Here is a 19,006-nt window from a genome sequence, read left to right as displayed (position 1 = left end):
CAACCAAGGATTCCCATGGCAATCACCAAGACCCAACGCAATGCGATCGTCGCCATCCTCGGCGTCGGCATGCTGGCTGGCGCCGCACTGCTCTTCACCGGCCGTGGTGCCGGCGACGGACACGACGAAGCCGGCCACGATCATGGCAAGCAAGCTGCCGAGTCGCGCAACAACGAAAGTGGAAAGGAAGGCAAGGCCGCCGCATCGGCCGAGGACGCGCATGCCGCCGACCGCATCGCCATGACGCCCGAGCAGATCCGCAACGCCGGACTGGAATTGCGCACAGCCGGCCCCGGCCGCGTGCAGGCCGCCGTGCAGTTTCCCGGCGAGATCCGCTTCAACGAAGACCGCACCGCCCACGTCGTACCGCGCGTGGCCGGCGTAGCGGAGTCCGTGCCGGCCGTGCTGGGTCAGCGCGTGAAGAAGGGAGAACTGCTGGCGGTACTGGCCAGCACGCAGCTTTCCGACCAGCGCAGCGAACTGCTGGCCGCGCAAAGGAGACTGGAACTCGCCCGCACAACCTACACACGCGAGAAACGCCTGTGGGAAGACAAGATCTCGGCCGAACAGGATTTCCTGGCCGCGCGCACCGCGCTGCAGGAAGCCGAGATCGCCGTGCAGAACGCGACCCAGAAGCTCACCGCTATCGGTGCCCGGCCGGCGTCGGCCGGACTCAACCAGTTCGAGTTGCGCGCGCCGTTCGACGGCATCGTCGTCGAAAAGCATCTGGCGCTCGGCGAAGCGGTAGCGGCGGACACGACCGTCTTTACGATTTCCGATCTGGCCACCGTGTGGGCGGAGTTCGTGATCGCGCCGAAGGACCTGAGCCAGGTGCGGCTCGGCGAAAAGGTCAGCATCGCCTCTACCGCATTTGACGGTACCGCCGCCGGCACCGTGTCCTACGTGGGCTCGCTGCTCGGCCAGCAGACGCGCACCGCGACCGCACGCGTGACGCTGTCGAATCCGGACATGGCGTGGCGGCCCGGGCTCTTCGTCACGGTCAGCGTAGCGGGACAGGAAACGGAAGTCCCCGTCGTCGTCGAAAGCGAAGCCGTGCAGACCGAAGGCCGCCAGCCAATGGTCTATGTCGAAGTCCCCGGCGGCTTTGAAGCCCGCGCGGTCACCACGGGACGCAGCGACGGCAAGCGCATCGAGATCGTCAAGGGGCTGGAGCCAGGATCGCGCTACGTTGCGCGCAACAGCTTCGTGTTGAAGGCCGAGCAAGGCAAGGCCGGCGCCGAGCACGCCCACTAAGCAGGAGCCGACCATGTTCGAACGCATCATCCGCTTTGCCATCGAGCAGCGCTGGCTGGTCCTGCTGGCTGTACTCGGCATGGCGCTGCTGGGCCTCTACAGCTACAGCCGCCTGCCGATCGACGCCGTGCCCGACATCACCAACGTGCAGGTGCAGATCAATACCGAGGCGCCCGGCTATTCGCCGCTGGAAACCGAGCAGCGCGTCACCTATCCGATCGAGACCGCCATGGCGGGCCTGCCAGGACTGGAGCAGACGCGCTCGCTGTCGCGTTACGGGCTGTCGCAGGTCACCGTGATCTTCAAGGACGGCACCGACATCTACTTCGCGCGCCAGCTTGTCAACCAGCGCGTGCAGGAAGCGCGCGAAAAGCTGCCCGAAGGCACGACACCGCAGCTCGGCCCGATCTCGACCGGCCTCGGCGAAATCTACCTGTGGACCGTCGAAGCCGACGACAACGCGCGCAAGCCCGACGGCACGCGCTACACGCCGACCGACCTGCGCGAGATCCAGGACTGGATCATCAAGCCGCAGTTGCGCACCGTCGCGGGCGTCACGGAGATCAACACCATCGGCGGCTTCGCACGCGAGTACCTGGTGGCGCCGAGCCCGGAACGCATGGCGTCCTACGGCCTGAGCCTGCAGCACGTGGTGCAGGCACTGGAGAAGAACAACAGCAATGTAGGCGCGGGGTATATCGAACGGCGCGGCGAGCAGTACCTTGTTCGGGCACCGGGACAAGTCACCTCCATGGATGACATTCGCGACGTGATCGTCGGCACCGCGCAGGGCCAGCCCATCCGCATCCGCGATCTGGCCGAAGTGGGCATCGGCCGTGAGCTGCGCACCGGCGCGGCCACCGACAATGGCCGCGAAGTGGTGCTCGGGACAGTCTTCATGCTGATCGGCGAGAACAGCCGCGCGGTTTCGCGCGCGGTCGATGTCCGCATGACCGAGATCAACCGCACGCTTCCGCAAGGTGTGCGCGCGGTGACGGTGTACGACCGCACCGTGCTGGTCGACAAGGCCATCGCCACGGTGAAGAAGAACCTGCTCGAAGGCGCGGCGCTGGTGGTGGCGGTGCTGTTCCTGTTCCTCGGCAACATCCGCGCGGCGGTCATCACCGCGCTGGTGATCCCGCTGTCGATGCTGTTCACGTTCACCGGCATGGCCACCTATCGCATCAGCGCGAACCTGATGAGCCTCGGCGCGCTGGACTTCGGCATCATCGTCGACGGCGCGGTGGTCATCGTCGAGAACTGCGTGCGGCGCCTGGCCCACGCGCAGCAGCACCATGGCCGGCCGCTTACACGCGGCGAACGCCTGCACGAGGTATTCGCGGCGGCGCGGGAAGCGCGCCGTCCGCTGGTGTTCGGGCAGCTCATCATCATGATCGTCTATGTGCCGATCCTTGCGCTGTCCGGGGTCGAAGGCAAGATGTTCCATCCGATGGCGATCACAGTGGTACTGGCGCTTGCCGGCGCGATGCTGCTGTCGGTGACCTTCGTTCCCGCCGCCGTGGCCCTGTTCATCGGCGACCGCGTCGCGGAGAAGGAAAACCGCGTGATGCAGTGGGCGCGCAAGCTGTATGCGCCTGCGCTGGCCCGCTCCGTCGCGAATACGCCGGTGGTGCTGACCTTTGCCGCAGTGGCGGTAGTGCTGAGCGGGCTGGTCGCCACACGGCTCGGCAGCGAATTCATCCCCAATCTCAACGAAGGCGACATCGCCGTGCAGGCGCTGCGCATACCGGGCACCAGCCTGAGCCAGTCGGTGGCCATGCAGCAGCAGCTCGAATCACGCCTGAAGGAGAAATTCCCCGAGATCGAACGCGTTTTCTCGCGCACAGGCACCGCCGAGATCGCCGCCGATCCGATGCCGCCCAATGCATCCGATGCCTACATCATGCTTCGGCCACGCAGCGAATGGCCAGATCGAGGCAAGACGCGCGATCAGTTGCTCGCCCAGATGCAGGCCGAACTCGAGAAAATCCCGGGGAACCGCTACGAGTTCTCGCAACCGATCCAGCTTCGCTTCAACGAGCTGATCTCGGGCGTGCGCAGCGATGTCGCGGTCAAGCTGTTCGGCGACGACAACGCGGTGCTCGAAGCCACGGCGCAGAAGATTGCGTCCGCGCTGCAGTCAGTGCCGGGTGCGGCTGAGGTCAAGGTGGAGCAAACCACGGGCTTGCCCGTCCTGACTGTCGCGATCGACCGCGCACGCGCGGCGCGCTATGGCTTGAACATGACGGACGTTCAGGACACCGTTGCCATAGCGATCGGCGGTCGCGATGCCGGCACGCTGTTCGAAGGTGACCGCCGCTTCCGCATCGCCGTGCGCCTGCCGGAAGATGTCCGTGCTGACGTGGATGCGTTGCGCCGCCTGCCAATTCCGCTGCCGCCCGATAGCCGCCCGGCGTCGGCCAACGGCGTACGCACAACTTCGGGTGACACCGCGCCACGCACGAGCTACATCCCGCTCGGCGAGATCGCCACGCTCGACATCGCGCCGGGACCCAACCAGGTCTCGCGCGAGAACGGCAAGCGCCGCATCGTGATCAGCGCCAACGTGCGCGGGCGCGATGTCGGCAGCTTCGTGCCCGAGGCGCAGTCTGCCATCGCCGAACGCGTGACGATTCCCACGGGCTACTGGATCGCGTGGGGTGGCACATTCGAGCAGTTGCAGTCGGCCACCGACCGTCTGCAGATCGTGGTGCCGCTCGCACTGCTGATGGTGTTCGTGCTGCTGTTCGCGATGTTCGGCAACCTTAAGGACGGCCTGCTCGTATTCACCGGCATTCCGTTCGCGCTGACGGGCGGCATCCTGGCGCTGTGGCTGCGCGGCATTCCGCTGTCGATCTCGGCAGCGGTCGGCTTCATCGCGCTGTCAGGCGTGGCGGTGCTCAACGGGCTGGTGATGCTGTCATTCATCCGCAGCCTGCGCGAAGAAGGACTCGCACTCGATGATGCCGTGCAGACCGGCGCGCTGAGCCGGCTGCGACCGGTGCTGATGACGGCGCTGGTGGCATCGCTGGGTTTCATCCCGATGGCGATCGCCACGGGGACCGGCGCTGAGGTGCAGCGGCCGCTGGCGACGGTGGTGATCGGCGGGATCGTGTCGTCAACGGTGCTGACGCTGCTGGTGTTGCCTGTGTTGTACCGGCTCGCGCACCGGCGGGATGAGCCGGTGGCTGCCGGTGAGGACGTGCGCGAAACGTTTGCGCAGGAGCCGCTGCGCTAGGCGCGGACCGCGGGCGCCGCCAGGTTCGCCAGGACGCGCAGCGTGGCGATCTCGCGCGCGTCCCAGGCGGCACGTTCGGACAGGTAATTGAACGTGCCGAAGACGCGCCCGGCCCTGCACAAGGGCACGTTGACGACAGCCGTGCAGCCGAGCGAGCGGATCAGCGCGACGTCATCGAAGACGGCGGCCAGCGCTGCATCGCCCTCACCTACGAACACTTCTCCGGCTTCGAGCAGTTGCCGCCGCCACGGGCTGTCCGGCTTGGACTTCTTTCCTCCCGGCGGATAGGCGGCGGGATTCGACGACCAGATCCGCTCGATCTCCGCCGTGCCCGCATGCCATGCATTGATCGTCAGCAGGCCCGGCCCCAGCAGCCGCAACGTCGCCTGGCCTACCGCATCCAGCGTTTCCAGCGGACTTGCCGCATGCTCCAAGGCATCGCACAGGCCATTGGCAGCGACAAGCACCGCCGCAGTGTGATCCAGCGCAGCGCTCATCATTCCGCCTGGATGCCGAGTTCGCGGATGAGCTTGCCGTAGCGGTCCGCATCCTTGCGCAGGATGGTGCCGAACTGCTGTGGCGTGGACGTGGCGGTTTCCACGCCGATCGCGTTCATCTTGCTCTTCACCTCGGGCAGCGACATCACCGCGTTGATTTCGCGGTTCAGGCGAGTAACCAGGTCGGCGGGCATGCCCTTGGGGCCGAACGCGCCATACCAGACAGCCAGTTCATAGCCCGGCACGGTCTCGGCGACCGTCGGGGTGTCGGGCAGCAGCGGCGAACGCTTCGCCTCCGTAACCGCCAGCAGCCGCAGCTTGCCGGCCTTCACGTGCGGCAGCGTCTGGGTGCCGGCGGAGAACAGCAGTTGCGTCTGCCCGGCGACGGTGTCGACCACGGCCGGGGCGCCGCCCTTGTACGGCACGTGGAGCATCTGCACGCCGGCCATGCGCTCGAACAGCACCGCGCTCAGGTGATTGGTCGAGCCTGGGCCCGCGCTTGCATACGCAAGCTTGCCGGGGTTGGCCTTGGCGTACGCAATCAGCTCCTTCACGTTTTTCGCGGGGACCGACGGGTGCACCACCATCGTGTTGGTCACGTAGGCAAGCAAGCCGAGCGGCGTGAAATCCTCGACGCCGCGGAACGGCATATTGGCCATCAGCGCCGGATTCATGGCGTGCGTGCTCATCGACCCGACCAACAGCGTGTAGCCATCCGGCTTCGCGCGCGCCACCATTGCGGAGCCGATATTGCCCGACGCGCCCGGCTTGTTGTCAACGATGACGGGCTGCCCCAGCGAGCGCGTCAGGTGCTCGGACAGCACCCGCGCCAGGATATCGGTCGAGCCGCCCGCGGCCCATGGCACGATCAGCGTCACCGGCTTCTGGGGGTACGGGTCTGCGGCATGCGCGGTGGCGCATAGCGCCAGCGCGGCAACACCGCACAGCAGTCGTTTCACAATGGATGTCATGGTCTTGCTCTCCTCGATCTCACGCGAACCAGCGTGCCGCTGCCCGCGCCCTCTTCTGTTGACGGATGGCCGGATTCAGCGCCCGACGGCATAGCCCTGCATGCCGCGTGCATTGGCACCGGCCCGCAGCACCAGGCGCCCGTGCGCGTCGCGCTCGCGGGTACACGCAGACATGCGCCCTTCGGACCATGGATCGCCCACGCGGACGTCATGGCCGCGGTCGCGCAATGCGGCAAGGGTGGCCTCGGGGAAGCGGGATTCCAGGGTGATCCGGTTGAGCACGGTCTGGCGCGGCCAGAACGAGCCCGGGAAATGGTCGATATGCCAGGCGGGCGCATCGATGGCCTCCTGCAGGTTCATGCCATGCACCGCATGGCGCAGGAAAAACGCGAGCGACCACTGGTCCTGCTGGTCGCCGCCAGGCGTGCCGAACACCATGTACGGTTCGCCATCGCGCAGCGCGAGCGAAGGCGACAGCGTCGTGCACGGACGCTTGCCCGGTTCGAGCGAATTCGGCAGGCCGGGCTCGAGCCACGTCATTTGCAGGCGCGTGTTGAGCGCGAAGCCCAGCGCGGGAATGGTCGGGCTCGACGATAGCCAGCCGCCAGACGGCGTGGCGGCCACCATATTGCCGTGCCGGTCGATCACATCGACATGGCAGGTATCGCCGACGAACAGTTCGCGCTCGGCCCACTCGGACACCGGCGGCAGCTCGGCAAAGGTCGGCTCGCCGACGCCGAAGCGCACATCGGCGCGCTGCAGCGTGCGCACCGCCGCTTCCAGGTCGGGCAGCCGCGGCGTCGCGCCGCCAGGCATGCCGGGGTCGATCGAGCGCGAGGCGCGCTCGCCGATGCGCTGCGCGCGGCCGGCCAGGTAATCGCCATCGAGCAGCGTGGCAAGCGGGCTGGCCGCGAAACGAGGGTCGCCGTACCACGCGAGCCGGTCCGCCATGGCCAGCTTGCAGGCCTCGGCAATCCGGTGCACGAACTCCGCCGAGTCCGGCGCGTGCTGTTCGAGTTCCGCTTGCCGCAGCATGCCGAGCTGCTGCAGGAACACCGGGCCCTGGCTCCAGATATCGCACTTGGCAACGGTGTAGCGGCCGAAGTCCAGCGTGACGGGCGCTTCCACGTCAGGCTGCCATGCGGCCATGTCCTCGTAGCGAAGCAGGCCCGTATGCTTGTCGCCGGTGGTGTCGCGCACGGGCGTGTTGCGGCAATAGCTGTCAATCTCGCGGGCCACGAAACCGCGGTACCAGCAGTCCATGGCCGCGTCGATCTGTCCTTCACGCGTCTGGCTGCGCTGCTGCGCTTCCTCGACGATGCGCGTGTACGTTGCCGCCAGCACCGGCAGCGTGTGCAGACTGCCCGGGCGCGGCACCTTGCCGCCCGGCAGCCAGGTCTCTGCGGAGCTATGCCATTCATCGCGGAATAGCGCCTGCACGGCCAGGATCGCGCGCGAGATGCGAGGCACCAGCGGAAATCCGTCACGCGCGTAGCCGATGGCCGGCGCCAGCACGTCGGCGAGCGACCACGTGCCGTGATCGCGCAGCATGGTCAGCCAGGCGCCGAACGCGCCCGGCACCGTGGCCGGCATCAGGCCGATGCCGGGCATCATCTCGAGCCCCATGGCGCGCAGTTGCGCCGGATCCGCCAGCGCCGGCGCGGCGCCCTGACCGCAGACCGAACGCACGCGGCGCTCGCGCTCGCTCCAGTACAAAATCGGCACTTCGCCGCCGGGTCCGTTCAGGTGCGGCTCCACTACTTGCAGCACAAAACCGGCCGCAGCAGCGGCGTCGAAGGCATTGCCGCCCCGCTCCAGCACGCCCATCGCTGTCTGGGTGGCCAGCCAGTGGGTCGAGGCCGCCACGCCAAAAGTGCCGACGATTTCCGGGCGCGTAGTGAACATGAATAGAGCTCCAAGGGTTCAGGCCAGTATAGGACCATGAAATAACCGCAATGACGTCTTTGGTTATCATTGCATTACCGATTGGTTATACGACTTCCTCCGGCCCGCCCCCCATGTCCATTACTTCCGACAAGCTGGTCCATCGCGTCATATCGCGGCTGCGCCTCAGGCACATGCCGCTGCTGCTGGCGCTGGAACGGCAACGCTCGGTGTCGCGCGTCGCCGCCGAGATGAACCTGTCGCAGCCCGCTGTCACCAAGATGCTGCGCGAAATCGAGGACATCTTCACGGTGCCGCTGTTCACGCGTACGCGGCAAGGGCTTGAGCCGACCCCGACCGGCCTGAGCGTGCTCGCGCACGCGCGCCTGGCGCTGGCCGACGCGGACGCGCTTGGCCGCGAACTTGCCGTGATCGAGGCCGGATTGTCCGGGCGGCTGCGCCTTGGGGTGATCCCGTACATCGCTCGGCCGGTGCTCGACGCCGCCTGCACGTTCGGGCTGGCCCGCACGCCTCGCATCTCGGTCCTGGTACGCGAGGGAACCACAGACGAACTGGTGGCCGCGCTGCGTGCCCACGAACTCGACTGCGTGATTGCGCGAACGTTCTACGTACCCGGCGAGGACATCGCGCAACGGCCGCTCTACCGCGAAGAGCCGGTGCTGGTCGTGCCGAGCAAGGTGGCGACGCGCCTGTCGCGCAGCGCGCTGGACTGGGCCCGGCTGGCCGAGCGCGACTGGATCCTGCCGCCGCCCAATACGCCCATTCGCCGCACCATCAACACCATGTTCGCGGTGGCGGGCGTGGCCCAGCCCACGCCGATCGTTGAAACCTACTCGATCAAGACCATGGCCACGGTAATGCGCAGCCATCTGGGCGCCATCACCATCGTGCCAAGAGGCGTTGCGGCCGAACTGGTGGAAGCCGAAGGCGCGACGATGCTGCCGCACCCGCTGAGCTGGGACTTGCCGCCCGTGGGCGTGATGTGGCGAAGGGAATCCGGCGAGGATGAGAAGATCGCGGCGCTGGTGGCCAGCGTGGCCGCGGTGGGCGGACGGGTTTAGTGCGGGCGCTTCTCCGCTCGCCCTCAAGCGAGAGAGCGGAGACGGCCATCAATGATCCGGCGTTGTCGGCAAGGCTCAATGCTCGCAGTTGATCATCCAGCTCATGCCGAATCGATCCACGAGCAGGCCGAAACCGGCAGCCCAGAAGGTCTTCTGGTAAGGCATCACCACTTGCCCGCCTTCGGACAGCGCCTCGAAGATTCGCGCGCCTTCGGCCTCACTGACGGCACCGACCGACAGGCTGAATCCCGAAAACGCCGGGGCCGGAATGTCCGCTCTGCCGTCGGACGCCATGATCTGGGTCTCGCCGATCTGGATGTTGGCGTGCATGACCTTTTCCCGCCATGCCGGATCCACCGGCTGGTCGGGGGGAGCATCCTTGTACCGCATGACGAAGGTCACGGTGGCGCCGACCGCCTTGCCGTAGAACGCCACCGCTTCGTCGAAACGACCGCCAAAGTCCAGATAAGGTTGCACCTGCATGTCCTGCTCCTTGTAAGAGATGGAACGACCAAGCTGGCCCCGGCCGCAACGGACCGGGATGCCCGCAAGATAGGCTTCGTACGACGACTTGGCAAGCCGCCGCGGGTTCAGGCGGCCACGTGCGGACGCGCGTCGCCACCAGCGGGGAACAGCAGCGAAAACACGGTCTCGCCGTCGCTGCTGCTGACCAGCGCCCGCCCGCCGTGCAGGCGCATGATGGAATCGACGATGGCCAGGCCCAGCCCGGTGGATGCCGCGGAATTGCGCCGCGACGGATCGGCGCGGTAGAAGCGGCCGAAGATGTGCGGCAATACCTCGGGGGCGATGGCCGGGCCCGCATTGACCACGCGGATGCACGTGACATCGCCCGCTTCGCCAACTTCGCCCGAGCGCCGCGCGACGTCAACGCGTACCGTGCTGCCTGCCGGCGCGTGGCGCAAGGCATTGTCGAGCAGGTTCGTGACCGCGCGGCGCAGCAGCGTCTGGTCCGCGTGGATGCTTGCATCGCCCGCCACTGACAAGCGCACGTTGCGGTCAGCGGCTACGGCCTCGAAGTATTCGGCCACCTTGTCGAGTTCCGCACGCGCATCGAGTGCGCGCACGCCCATGGCGACCTGGGCGTGGTCGGCCCGCGCGAGGAACAGCATGTTCTCGATCATGCGCGACAGGCGCTCGTATTCCTCGAGATTCGATTCGAGCAAGGCCTCGTACTCGGCCACGCTGCGGCTCTGCGCGAGCGTGACTTCGGTCTGGCCGACAAGATTGCTGATGGGCGTGCGGAAGTCGTGTGCAAGGTCCGCCGAGAACGCGGACAACCGCGAGAAGCTGTCCTGCAGGCGCGCGAGCATGCCGTTGAGTTCGCGTGCCAGTTCGCGCAGTTCGGCCGGCGCGCTGCCGGCATCGAGACGCGTGGCAAGGCGGCTCGTGGTCACCGCCGCCGCGTCGGCCGCCATGCGCCGCAGCGGCCGCAGCCCGCGCCGTGCGAGCACAAAGCCGAGTGCCGCCGCCACTGCCGCGCCGCACAGCGTGGCCGCGAGCAAGCGGTGGCGGTACTCGCGCATCAGTGCCACGCGGTAACCGGCGTCGCGCAGCACCACGATCTCCACCGAGCGGCCGCTATCGCCAAGCTGGCCGAGCGCCGCGATGGCCGGCGACTGCGCCCCGCTCTTCGGCCGCCATGCTTCCAGCATCGACTTCTGCGGCTGCGTGGTAACCGGTAGCACGTGCAGCGGTGGAATCGCTTCATTGCGCGGATTGAGCGTGACCAAGGGATCGCCCTGCGGCGTGCGCACGACCAGGATCAGGCCTTCATGGCCCATGGCGATGTCCGCAAAGCGATGCGTGTCGGCGCGGACCTCGTCTTCGTTGCGCACCTCGCGCAGCAGGTGGCGCACAAGCAGCACCTCGCTGACCAGCTCGCTTTCGTCACGGCCCTGCAACTGCGCCGACAGCGCGCTCGACAGATAAGCGGCGACGCCCGCCAGGATCGCGGCGGTCGCCAGTCCATATGCGAGCGTCAGGCGCGCGGTGAGCGACGATGGCAACCGCATCATGCGTCGCCCAGCGCGGGCTCGCCGTCGTCGAGCACGTAGCCCATGCCGCGCCTTGTGTGGATCAGCTTGTGGTCGAACGGGTCATCGACCTTCGCGCGCAGCCGGCGAATGGAGACATCGACCACATTGGTGTTGCTGTCGAAGTTCACGTCCCATACCTGCGAGGCAATCAGCGAGCGCGACAGCACCTCGCCGCGGCGCCGCGCGAGCAGGTAGAGCAACGCGAATTCCTTCGATGTGAGGTCGATCTTCTGGCCCGAGCGCGACACGCGCCGGCGGATCGCGTCGATCTGCAAGTCGGCAATTTCGATGAACTCGCTCTCGCGCAGCGGCCCGCGGCGCAGAATGGTGCGAATGCGCATGACCAGCTCGGCAAACGCGAATGGCTTGACCATGTAGTCGTCGGCGCCGAGCTCCAGGCCCTTCAGCCGATCCTGCAGTTCGTCGCGCGCAGTCAGGAACAGCACCGGCGTATCGCGTTCGCGTCGCAGCTCGCGCAGCACGCTCCAGCCGTCCATGCCGGGCAGCATCACGTCGAGCACGATGAGGTCGTAGGGCTGTTCGCGCGCGTGAGCCAGACCGTCGACGCCGTCGCGCGCGAGGTCGACCACAAAGCCGGATTCGGTCAGCCCCTTGAGCAGGTAATCGCCCGCCTTGGGCTCGTCTTCGACAATCAGGATGCGCATGCAGGACCTTTCAGGCGGGCACCATTGCACCGCCAGGGCATAACGCTAGCGGAGTCTGGCGACGTGTGGCGAAAGATGTCAAAAATGTCATCTGCAGGTGACGCATCCGCGTCGGGTAGGCCGGTAAAATGCGCGGTGACACCGAACTCGCCTATTGGTTCCGAGCCATCCGATGAAACGCCTGCCGATCCGATTTTTCCTGCTATGCCTTCCGTTGCTGGCCCTGTCGGGCCCGACCCAGGCCGCGTCCCGCGCGCCGGCGTGCGCCGCCGTGCAGGCAGCAGGCCTGTCGCTGGCCGAACGGCATGCGGCGGCCAAGGCGAGCGCCGAGGCGGCGCTTGATCCGGCACAGCAATGTGCTGATGGTGCCGTGCGGGTCATGGCTGGCCCGGATAGCGATGGCCGGCCGCTGCAGTTACACGAGCGCCGTGACGAGGCCGATGACAAGCCCGTGCAAAGCAGCGGCTTGCCCGAGCTGCCCGTGTCAGCGCTGGCGCACTATGCGCGTGCTGCGGCGATGGTTTCGCCGGCTACTACGTTTGCTGGGCCGTTTAGTGGGTTTCCGTTTTTGCCGTGAGTGGAGTTTGTGGTTTGGAATGGGTTATCGCTCTTGGCCAGCGCCGCGGTTTCGCCGGCGTAGCCGGCGGGGGTTTTGTGGTCGGGAATGGGGTGTCGTCCTTGGCAGGCGCCGCCGTTTCGCCGGCGTAGCCGGCGAGTCACTTTTTGTCCGAGCGACAAAAACCAAAAAGCGCGTCGTTGCCGCTGGCCATCAATTCCACGGCGGCAGCGGTTCAAATGGCTTTGGACGCCTGCGATGGTGGCCAGCCGTTCCAGCCTGCTAACGCTATGTGAGTCAGAACCTGTGCCTTGCGCGGCACGGCTTTTGGACGATCCCCAAGACGGACTCGGGTACAGCGTTTCAATTGCCTCAGTGGTGGGACGCCTTCGGCTGCGCTGCGCGCGCGTCGTCGTCTGGGAGCAAGCTCATCAGCATCGCCGGCGCCCGAGTCCAGATTTCCTTTCTCTGCGCGCATGCAAGCGCGGGCATCTTCACCCGGGCCTGGTTTGCCCTGGGCCTTCGCGCTCAGGCTAGGGCTCTGCGCGTAGCGCAGCCGAAGGCGATTGCACGATGCCGTTGGCAGCAGGGGCCACGAACGCTTGCAGGGCTCGTTCAATCAGCGCCGTATTCCCGGCCACGGTCGTGCCCCACGCGGCAGGCAGTGTGACGGACTCTGAAGCCCATACCCGTACAACACCCCTGGCACACTACGATAAAAATTCGCCCCTTTGGGGCAACCAAAACGCGTTTTTGGTTACTTTTGTCGCTCGGACAAAAGTGACTCGCCGGCTACGCCGGCGAAACAGCAGCGCATGCCAAGAACGACACCCCCCGCATTTCAACCAAAAACCCTAGTCGACCCGATAAAAATCAATCGACTGCCCCGCATTCACCGCCCGCTGCAGCCAATCCGGATATTCCCCGATCCCATCCCAACTCTGCCCCAAGGCATTCCGGTAAACCGGCCCCTTCTTCGGTGGCTGGGGCGCTACGGTGGCGGCCATAACGGCCGGTACGTCGGGGGCGCCCGGTATTTCCGCACCTTCGGCGTCCCCATGGGGCAATTCCCCGTCAAAACATCCAGCGGCAATCAAATCGTCAAGCGTCAGGGCGTAGTTGTCCATTTGCTCGCGAATCCAGGCGATCGCGGCCAACTTGGCTGAATCAGACTCAGGCATGAGTATCGTGAGAAGCCCGCCGTGATGTCTCCGATCCCGGCGGTGCAATAGAAGACCGGCGCCCAGGCAGCGGCGCCGGTGTGATTTCCACGATTTTACCGTGTTTGGCAGACCCGTCGGTGAAACACGCCTGTCATGGCCTCTGCGACGGTCCATGACGGCATTGTCATGGGGCAGTCATGCTGCTGTGCGGCACCGCCCCCTAGACTGGCCGCATGGTTGGTCAAGCCCTGACCGGCCGACTACCGGAGAAGAACCATGCAACTGCTCAGACATACTCTGATGGCCACGGCAATAGCCGCCACGCTCGCCGGCATGGCGACCGCGGCGAGTGCAGCCGGCACACGTGACCCTTACCTGGACGGCGCACGCAGCATCCACAGCCCGCGCGATGTCTTCACCGATGGCGCCCGCAGTGGCCCGCGTACGCCGGACCCGTACACGGACGGCTCGCGCAGCGGTCCGCGCACGCCCGACGCCTACACGGACGGCGCCTGAGCGCGCTGGGCTCAGCGCACCTCGCAGTAAATACGGCGAGCGTCCGCTGCCGTGGCGAGCGGCCGGCCCAGCGTCAGCGCGCCGTGCGCGGCCTGTTCCACCAGCGAGGCATTGCCGGGTGCCAGGCTGCCATCGCGCAGGTACAGATTGTTCTCGAAGCCCACGCGGACATGGCCGCCAAACGCCGCCGCAGCGGTCACGCAGGCATTCTCTTCACGGCCGAACGCGCAGATGGACCACGGCAAGGTGCCGTCCGCCACCTGCAGGAACGGCAGCAGGTCGCGCGGCGACGATACCTGTCCCGCCGAGTAACGCCCCAGCACATACAACACGGACCACGCACCCGGCGGGACCATGCCGCGTTCACGCATGGCCTGCCAGCGCTGCACATCGGCCGCGTCATACAGGATCACCTGCGTCATGATGCGCTCGCGCGCGAGCCAGCCGAGGAAGTCCCCCAGTTCGGTCTCGCTGACTTCCGGCACGGCAATTTCGCGCAGGCCCACGGATACGGCTTCCGGCCGCAGTTCGCGCACCATCGCCATCTGCTGCGGGGCCTTGTACACGCCGGCTGCCTCGCTCGTGACCTGCACCAGCAGCGCATCGCCGACCGCCTGCTTCACCGTGGCCAGCGCGTCGCGGTAGGTTTCCACGTCGAGTGAGTGGCGCCCTTCGGCGTCGCGTACATGCATATGCATCATGGCCGCGCCTGCGTCCAGGCAAGCCTTGGCGTCCGCCGCCAGCGCAGCAGCGGTCAGCGGCACTGCAGCGTGGTCGCTCGCGCGCTTGTAGGCGCCATTCGGCGCCACAGTGATGATCAGTGGCGAACTGGCCAGCGGTTGCTGGGCGGGAACTTGGGTGGCTTGCGTCATGGCTGGATCTCGGGCAGTTCGGGGGCAATCAGGTCGAGGCCGGCGCGCAGCAGCCTGTCGTAACGCGCGCGTTCGGCGGCAATGGTTTCAGGCGTCCACGCGTAGAAGCCTTCACCGCGCTTCATGCCGTGGCGGCCGTCGGCGGCGCGCTCGGACAGGCAGCGCGCAGGATGGTCGTCATTGCAGAATGTTGGGTACATGGTAGCGCCAGCGGCCGCATGCACGTCGATGCCGGCATGGTCACGCTGCAGCACCGGCCCCGCCGCCAGAAAGCGGAAGCCGAAGCCGAAGCGCACGGCGGCATCCACATCTTCCGCAGAGGCGATGCCGCGATCAATCAGGCTGAATGCCTCGCGCGACAGCGCGTGCTGCAGGCGGTTGGCCAGGAAACCGGGCAAGTCCTGCTTCACCTTGACCGGCACCATGCCGCAGCGGCGCATGAAGGCGATCAGCGCATCGGCACAGGCTTCATCGCTGCCCGTCCCCATGACCACTTCCACCAGCGGCACCAGATGCGCCGGCATGAAGAAGTGCAGGCCAAGCATGCGGCCGCGCCCCGACAAACCATCGCCGATGGCGCTGATCGGAAAGCTGGAACTATTGCTGGCGAGCACGGCATCGGGCCGGGCGCGCGCCGCCAGATCCGCGAACAGCGCCTGCTTCAGATCCAGCCGCTCGGGAATGCATTCGATCACGAGATCCACGGTCGACCAGTCCACGGCATCGAGATCCGGCACCACGGCCAGCCGGTCGGTGCCTTCAGCGCGACCGATAGCCTCCAGATTCGCGGCCACGCGTCCCGGCAACGCGGCGGCCCGGCCGGCATCAGGTTCGATCACGGTGGTGCGGCACAGCGCCCGCGTCAGGACCACGGCGACATCGGCGCCCATGGTGCCGCCGCCGACCACGACGGCATGGGCGCTGCCGGGACGGTCGAGGGGCACAGGCGTAGCGGAATTCTGCATAGCGTCTCTTCAGATGGCGAAGGCGGCCGGCGCGCTTTGGCCACCGCCCGAATGGGAATGGCAGCAGTGTAGAGAAGGCGCTTTGATTGATGAAGTCGATTCTATGGATAAAATGATCTGAATTCGAGATCAATCAGACAGCCCCGAGCCACCGGGGTGCGAGCGCCCATGAAGATCAACCTGTCGATGCGTGACATCGAGACCACGCTGGTCCTCGGCCGCACGCTGAACTTCCGGCAGGCGGCCAGCCAGCTGCACCTGTCGCAATCCGCCTTGTCTACCCAGATCCTGCGCATCGAGGAATCGCTTGGCGTGCGGCTGTTCGACCGCACCACGCGCACGGTACGGCTCACCGCGGCCGGCGCGGTCTTCATGCAGCAGGCGGCGCTGCTGCAGGCGGCGTTTCGTGGCGCGATCGACGCCGTCACCGGCATAGCAAGCGCCGAGCGCGGGCAGGTGGCCGTGGCGGCACTGCCGTCGCTGGCCGCGCGCATGCTGCCGCGCGTGCTGATGGCCTACCACCGCGCGCGTCCCGAAGTGGCGCTGAAGGTGTTCGATACGCTGTCCGGCCCCGCGTTCGACATGGTCCGCTCCGGCGATGTCGATTTCGCGCTCACAGCCGCCGATCCGCAGCAGGCGGACCTGCACTACGAACCATTGCTGTCCGACCGCTTCGTGCTGCTGATCCCGGCCGCGCACCCGATGGCGCGCGGCACGGGTCCGCTGCGCTGGGCCGACACCGCGAGCGCGCCGCATGTGTCGATGACGAACCCGAGCAGCGTGCGCCAGTACACGGAATGGGCCTTCCTGCAGAACCGCATCCGCTTCCAGCCCGTGTTCGAGGCCGAGCACCTGGCCACCATCGCGGCGATGGTCGAATGCGGCTTCGGCGTCGCGGCGCTGCCCGAAATCGCCGCCGGCACGGTGCGCCAGCCCGGCATCGTGGAGCGGCTGCTGACGGCGCCGGTGACCGAGCGGTCGATCGGCCTGGTCACGGCGCGCAACCGCAGCCTGTCGCCGGCGGCGGCGGAACTGGCCGATGCCGTGCGTGTGCACCTGACCCAGTTCCGTGAACAGCCGGAGGCCGCGGGCACCGAGGTGGGCGCATGAGCATCATCGTCGATGTCCTCGTGCTGGCCGGCGTGCTGCTAGCCATCGTCGCCATCGTGCAGGTCGCCGCCGCGCGGCTGGTGCTGCCGGAATCGACGCTGCTGTCGGCGATCGGTATCGCCATCGGCGCGGGCTATGTGGCCATTGATGCCGCGCATCCGGCCTTCGCGCAGCACTTCCTGCATCCGCTGATCGATCCGGAACTGCCGCCGGAAGCGTACCTGTGGATCTTCCTGCCGCCGCTGCTGTTCCACGCGGCGCTGACCGCCGACGTGCGCAGCATGCTGCCCGACGCGGCGCCGATCCTGTTGCTGGCCGTAGTCGCGGTCATCGTGGCCACCGGCGTGATCGGCCTGGCCACGTCGGCCGCCAGCGGCATGCCGCTCGCGGCCTGCCTGCTCCTTGGGGCCGTGGTCGCCACCACCGATCCCGCCGCCGTCATTGCGATCTTCCGCGACGTGGGCGCGCCCGCACGCCTGATCCGGCTTGTCGAAGGCGAAAGCCTGCTCAACGACGCCGCGGCCATTGCCATCGTCGGCGTGCTGGTGGCGATGCTCACGGGCCACGGCGCGCAGGCCACGCTTGGCGCCGGCGTGCGCGAACTGGCCTGGTCGTTCATTGGCGGCGTGCTGTGCGGCACGCTGGCGGGCCGGCTCGTGGCCGAAGTGCTGCCGCGCCTGTCGGGCCTGGCCATGGCCGAAAGCGCGCTGACGCTGGCGCTGCCCTACCCGCTTTACCTGCTGGCCGACCAGTTGCTCGATGTGTCCGGCGTGGTCGCCGTGGTGTGCGCGGGCCTGATGGTCAGCGCACTGGGCCCCACGCGCCTGACGCCCGCCAACTGGCGGCACCTGCGCATGATCTGGGAACAGTTCGCGGGCATCGCGGGGGCCGTGGTCTTCCTGCTGGCCGCGGTGCGCGTGCCATCGCTGCTGGCTGGCGTGACGCCCCATCATGGCTGGCTGTTGCTGGTGCTGGTGGCCGCCGCCCTCGGCGCGCGGCTGCTGACGCTGTTCGGCCTGCTGCCCGTGCTGTCATGGCTGCGGCTGAGCGCCCCGATCAGCGGCGCGTTCAAGCTGGCCATCGCATGGGGCGGGCTGCGCGGCGCGGTCACGCTGGTGCTTGCGCTCGGCATTGCCGAAAACACCGCGCTGCCTCTCCCGGTGCGCCACTTCGTCGCGATCCTCGCGACTGGCTTCGTGCTGGTCAGCCTGCTGCTCAACGGCACCACGCTGCGCGCGCTGATCCACCGGCTCGGCCTCAACCAGCTGTCGCCGCAGGAACGCGCGCTGCAGCAGCAGGCTATCCGGCTCTCCACCGAAGAAGTCGAGGCGATGCTGGGCCGCGTCGCCGAAACGTTCGACCTGCCCCCGGCGGCCGCTCGCGAAGTTGCACAGCACTACCGACGCGGCATCGAGCTGGGTTCGGTGGAGTTTGATTTCGACAGTGCGCTGTCCGAACGCGACCGGTTGACTATCGGGCTGGTCACGCTGGCCACGCGCGAGCGCGAACTGATTCCTGAGTACGGTGACGGCGTGATCTCGGTGGCGAATCTCGACGCGATGATGCGCAACACGTCGCACATGATCGATGCCGCGCGCGAGCAGGGCCGCATCGGCTACAACCGCGCGGCACGTGCGATCCTGCAGTACCACCTGGGCTACCGCATCGCGTTCTTCCTGCACAAGTGGCTGGGCCTCGATCGTCCCCTGGCGCGCGCGCTGGCGGACCGTTTCGAACTGCTGATCTGCCGCCAGACCGTACTGGACCGCCTGCGCCGCTACAACCGGTCGCTGCTGACGCCCGTGTTCGGCGCGCGCATGACTACGGTACTGGACGGCGTGCTCGAAGAACGCTTCCACTCCGCCGGTGAAAGCCTGGGCCAGATGCGCGAGCAGTTCGGCGACTACACCGTGGCGCTGGAACGGCGGCTGCTGATGCTGTTCGCGCTGCGCAAGGGCCAGCTATCGCTGGCCACCATGCGCGAGGAAGCGGTGATCTCGAAGGAAGCTTTCAACCAGATCGACCAGATCATGCAGCACGCGTGGCAAGCCAATCTGGCACGGCCGCCTCTGCGCGCGGCCCCGGACCGCTGGACGCGCTGGCGCAAGCCACCGCAGACGGAAACGCGCGCTGCGGAGGAGACAATGCCGGAGCCGCCCCGGCAGCAGCGGTAACC

The 19,006-nt window shown here is 67.2% G+C and carries 16 protein-coding genes; 7 read left to right on the top strand and 9 right to left on the bottom strand.

Annotated elements, in window-relative coordinates; all coding sequences use genetic code 11:
* Positions 1 to 15: 15 nt before the first annotated feature.
* Together KHO41_RS02530 and KHO41_RS02525 are read left to right on the top strand one after the other, a co-directional pair.
* Positions 16 to 1,254, top strand: a complete 1,239-nt coding sequence (locus KHO41_RS02530; protein ID WP_211951736.1) for an efflux RND transporter periplasmic adaptor subunit — start codon at positions 16 to 18, stop codon at positions 1,252 to 1,254.
* A 13-nt stretch (positions 1,255 to 1,267) separates the two neighbouring features.
* Positions 1,268 to 4,492 (top strand): CusA/CzcA family heavy metal efflux RND transporter, encoded by a 3,225-nt coding sequence (locus KHO41_RS02525; RefSeq protein WP_211951735.1) that lies wholly within the window; start codon positions 1,268 to 1,270, stop codon positions 4,490 to 4,492.
* On the opposite strand, the gene KHO41_RS02520 is transcribed toward KHO41_RS02525, so the two are convergent.
* The 3 genes from KHO41_RS02520 to KHO41_RS02510 form a co-directional block, all read right to left on the bottom strand.
* Entirely contained in the window at positions 4,489 to 4,992 is a 504-nt protein-coding gene (locus KHO41_RS02520; protein ID WP_211951734.1) for a GAF domain-containing protein, read from the bottom strand. The genes KHO41_RS02525 and KHO41_RS02520 overlap by 4 nt on opposite strands.
* Positions 4,989 to 5,960: a Bug family tripartite tricarboxylate transporter substrate binding protein gene (locus tag KHO41_RS02515; protein ID WP_211951733.1), complete on the bottom strand. Its 972-nt coding sequence runs from the start codon at positions 5,958 to 5,960 to the stop codon at positions 4,989 to 4,991. Before KHO41_RS02515 ends, KHO41_RS02520 begins: the two co-directional genes overlap by 4 nt.
* Before the next feature lie 75 nt (positions 5,961 to 6,035).
* Positions 6,036 to 7,865: a gamma-glutamyltransferase family protein gene (locus tag KHO41_RS02510; protein WP_211951732.1), complete on the bottom strand. Its 1,830-nt coding sequence runs from the start codon at positions 7,863 to 7,865 to the stop codon at positions 6,036 to 6,038.
* 113 nt (positions 7,866 to 7,978) lie between these two features.
* Here KHO41_RS02510 and KHO41_RS02505 point away from each other — a divergent pair, with 113 nt between their 5' ends.
* Entirely contained in the window at positions 7,979 to 8,926 is a 948-nt protein-coding gene (locus tag KHO41_RS02505; RefSeq protein WP_211951731.1) for a LysR substrate-binding domain-containing protein, read from the top strand.
* A gap of 75 nt (positions 8,927 to 9,001) precedes the next feature.
* On the opposite strand, the gene KHO41_RS02500 is transcribed toward KHO41_RS02505, so the two are convergent.
* From KHO41_RS02500 to KHO41_RS02490, 3 genes are all read right to left on the bottom strand, one after another.
* Positions 9,002 to 9,409, bottom strand: a complete 408-nt coding sequence (locus tag KHO41_RS02500) for a VOC family protein (protein WP_211951730.1) — start codon at positions 9,407 to 9,409, stop codon at positions 9,002 to 9,004.
* A 107-nt stretch (positions 9,410 to 9,516) separates the two neighbouring features.
* Positions 9,517 to 10,962, bottom strand: a complete 1,446-nt coding sequence (locus KHO41_RS02495) for a heavy metal sensor histidine kinase (protein WP_211951729.1) — start codon at positions 10,960 to 10,962, stop codon at positions 9,517 to 9,519.
* Positions 10,959 to 11,648: a heavy metal response regulator transcription factor gene (locus KHO41_RS02490; protein WP_211951728.1), complete on the bottom strand. Its 690-nt coding sequence runs from the start codon at positions 11,646 to 11,648 to the stop codon at positions 10,959 to 10,961. The genes KHO41_RS02495 and KHO41_RS02490 overlap by 4 nt, the downstream gene beginning before the upstream one ends.
* 172 nt (positions 11,649 to 11,820) lie before the next feature.
* Between KHO41_RS02490 and KHO41_RS02485 the strand changes: the two genes are divergently transcribed.
* Positions 11,821 to 12,225: a hypothetical protein gene (locus KHO41_RS02485; RefSeq protein WP_211951727.1), complete on the top strand. Its 405-nt coding sequence runs from the start codon at positions 11,821 to 11,823 to the stop codon at positions 12,223 to 12,225.
* Positions 12,226 to 13,058: 833 nt separating this feature from the next.
* Here KHO41_RS02485 and KHO41_RS02480 read toward each other — a convergent pair.
* Positions 13,059 to 13,385: an H-NS family nucleoid-associated regulatory protein gene (locus tag KHO41_RS02480; protein ID WP_211951726.1), complete on the bottom strand. Its 327-nt coding sequence runs from the start codon at positions 13,383 to 13,385 to the stop codon at positions 13,059 to 13,061.
* A gap of 258 nt (positions 13,386 to 13,643) precedes the next feature.
* Here KHO41_RS02480 and KHO41_RS02475 point away from each other — a divergent pair, with 258 nt between their 5' ends.
* Positions 13,644 to 13,883, top strand: a complete 240-nt coding sequence (locus KHO41_RS02475) for a hypothetical protein (protein ID WP_211951725.1) — start codon at positions 13,644 to 13,646, stop codon at positions 13,881 to 13,883.
* Between the two features lie 11 nt (positions 13,884 to 13,894).
* Here KHO41_RS02475 and KHO41_RS02470 read toward each other — a convergent pair whose 3' ends face one another.
* Entirely contained in the window at positions 13,895 to 14,755 is an 861-nt protein-coding gene (locus KHO41_RS02470; protein WP_211951724.1) for a BKACE family enzyme, read from the bottom strand.
* A complete protein-coding gene (locus KHO41_RS02465) occupies positions 14,752 to 15,720 on the bottom strand; it encodes a 3-hydroxyacyl-CoA dehydrogenase family protein (protein WP_211951723.1) in 969 nt (322 codons plus the stop codon). The genes KHO41_RS02470 and KHO41_RS02465 overlap by 4 nt, the downstream gene beginning before the upstream one ends.
* A 168-nt stretch (positions 15,721 to 15,888) precedes the next feature.
* Between KHO41_RS02465 and KHO41_RS02460 the strand changes: the two genes are divergently transcribed.
* Positions 15,889 to 16,830, top strand: coding sequence for a LysR family transcriptional regulator (locus tag KHO41_RS02460; protein ID WP_211951722.1), 942 nt, complete (start codon positions 15,889 to 15,891; stop codon positions 16,828 to 16,830).
* The gene (locus tag KHO41_RS02455) at positions 16,827 to 19,004 is read left to right on the top strand and encodes a cation:proton antiporter (RefSeq protein ID WP_211951721.1); all 2,178 of its coding nucleotides are present in this window, start codon (positions 16,827 to 16,829) and stop codon (positions 19,002 to 19,004) included. Before KHO41_RS02460 ends, KHO41_RS02455 begins: the two co-directional genes overlap by 4 nt.
* Positions 19,005 to 19,006: the final 2 nt, after the last annotated feature.

The organism is Cupriavidus numazuensis, assembly GCF_905397435.1.
Lineage (GTDB): Bacteria > Pseudomonadota > Gammaproteobacteria > Burkholderiales > Burkholderiaceae > Cupriavidus > Cupriavidus numazuensis.
This window is presented reverse-complemented; position numbering and strand designations above follow the sequence as displayed.

Bases quoted from the DNA above. Each gene is read 5' to 3' on its own strand.
- KHO41_RS02530 (WP_211951736.1), top strand. From the start codon at position 16: ATGGCAATCACCAAGACCCAACGCAATGCGATCGTCGCCATCCTCGGC.
- KHO41_RS02525 (WP_211951735.1), top strand. From the start codon at position 1,268: ATGTTCGAACGCATCATCCGCTTTGCCATCGAGCAGCGCTGGCTGGTC.
- KHO41_RS02520 (WP_211951734.1), bottom strand. From the start codon at position 4,992: ATGATGAGCGCTGCGCTGGATCACACTGCGGCGGTGCTTGTCGCTGCC.
- KHO41_RS02515 (WP_211951733.1), bottom strand. From the start codon at position 5,960: ATGACATCCATTGTGAAACGACTGCTGTGCGGTGTTGCCGCGCTGGCG.
- KHO41_RS02510 (WP_211951732.1), bottom strand. From the start codon at position 7,865: ATGTTCACTACGCGCCCGGAAATCGTCGGCACTTTTGGCGTGGCGGCC.
- KHO41_RS02505 (WP_211951731.1), top strand. From the start codon at position 7,979: ATGTCCATTACTTCCGACAAGCTGGTCCATCGCGTCATATCGCGGCTG.
- KHO41_RS02500 (WP_211951730.1), bottom strand. From the start codon at position 9,409: ATGCAGGTGCAACCTTATCTGGACTTTGGCGGTCGTTTCGACGAAGCG.
- KHO41_RS02495 (WP_211951729.1), bottom strand. From the start codon at position 10,962: ATGATGCGGTTGCCATCGTCGCTCACCGCGCGCCTGACGCTCGCATAT.
- KHO41_RS02490 (WP_211951728.1), bottom strand. From the start codon at position 11,648: ATGCGCATCCTGATTGTCGAAGACGAGCCCAAGGCGGGCGATTACCTG.
- KHO41_RS02485 (WP_211951727.1), top strand. From the start codon at position 11,821: ATGAAACGCCTGCCGATCCGATTTTTCCTGCTATGCCTTCCGTTGCTG.
- KHO41_RS02480 (WP_211951726.1), bottom strand. From the start codon at position 13,385: ATGCCTGAGTCTGATTCAGCCAAGTTGGCCGCGATCGCCTGGATTCGC.
- KHO41_RS02475 (WP_211951725.1), top strand. From the start codon at position 13,644: ATGCAACTGCTCAGACATACTCTGATGGCCACGGCAATAGCCGCCACG.
- KHO41_RS02470 (WP_211951724.1), bottom strand. From the start codon at position 14,755: ATGACGCAAGCCACCCAAGTTCCCGCCCAGCAACCGCTGGCCAGTTCG.
- KHO41_RS02465 (WP_211951723.1), bottom strand. From the start codon at position 15,720: ATGCAGAATTCCGCTACGCCTGTGCCCCTCGACCGTCCCGGCAGCGCC.
- KHO41_RS02460 (WP_211951722.1), top strand. From the start codon at position 15,889: ATGAAGATCAACCTGTCGATGCGTGACATCGAGACCACGCTGGTCCTC.
- KHO41_RS02455 (WP_211951721.1), top strand. From the start codon at position 16,827: ATGAGCATCATCGTCGATGTCCTCGTGCTGGCCGGCGTGCTGCTAGCC.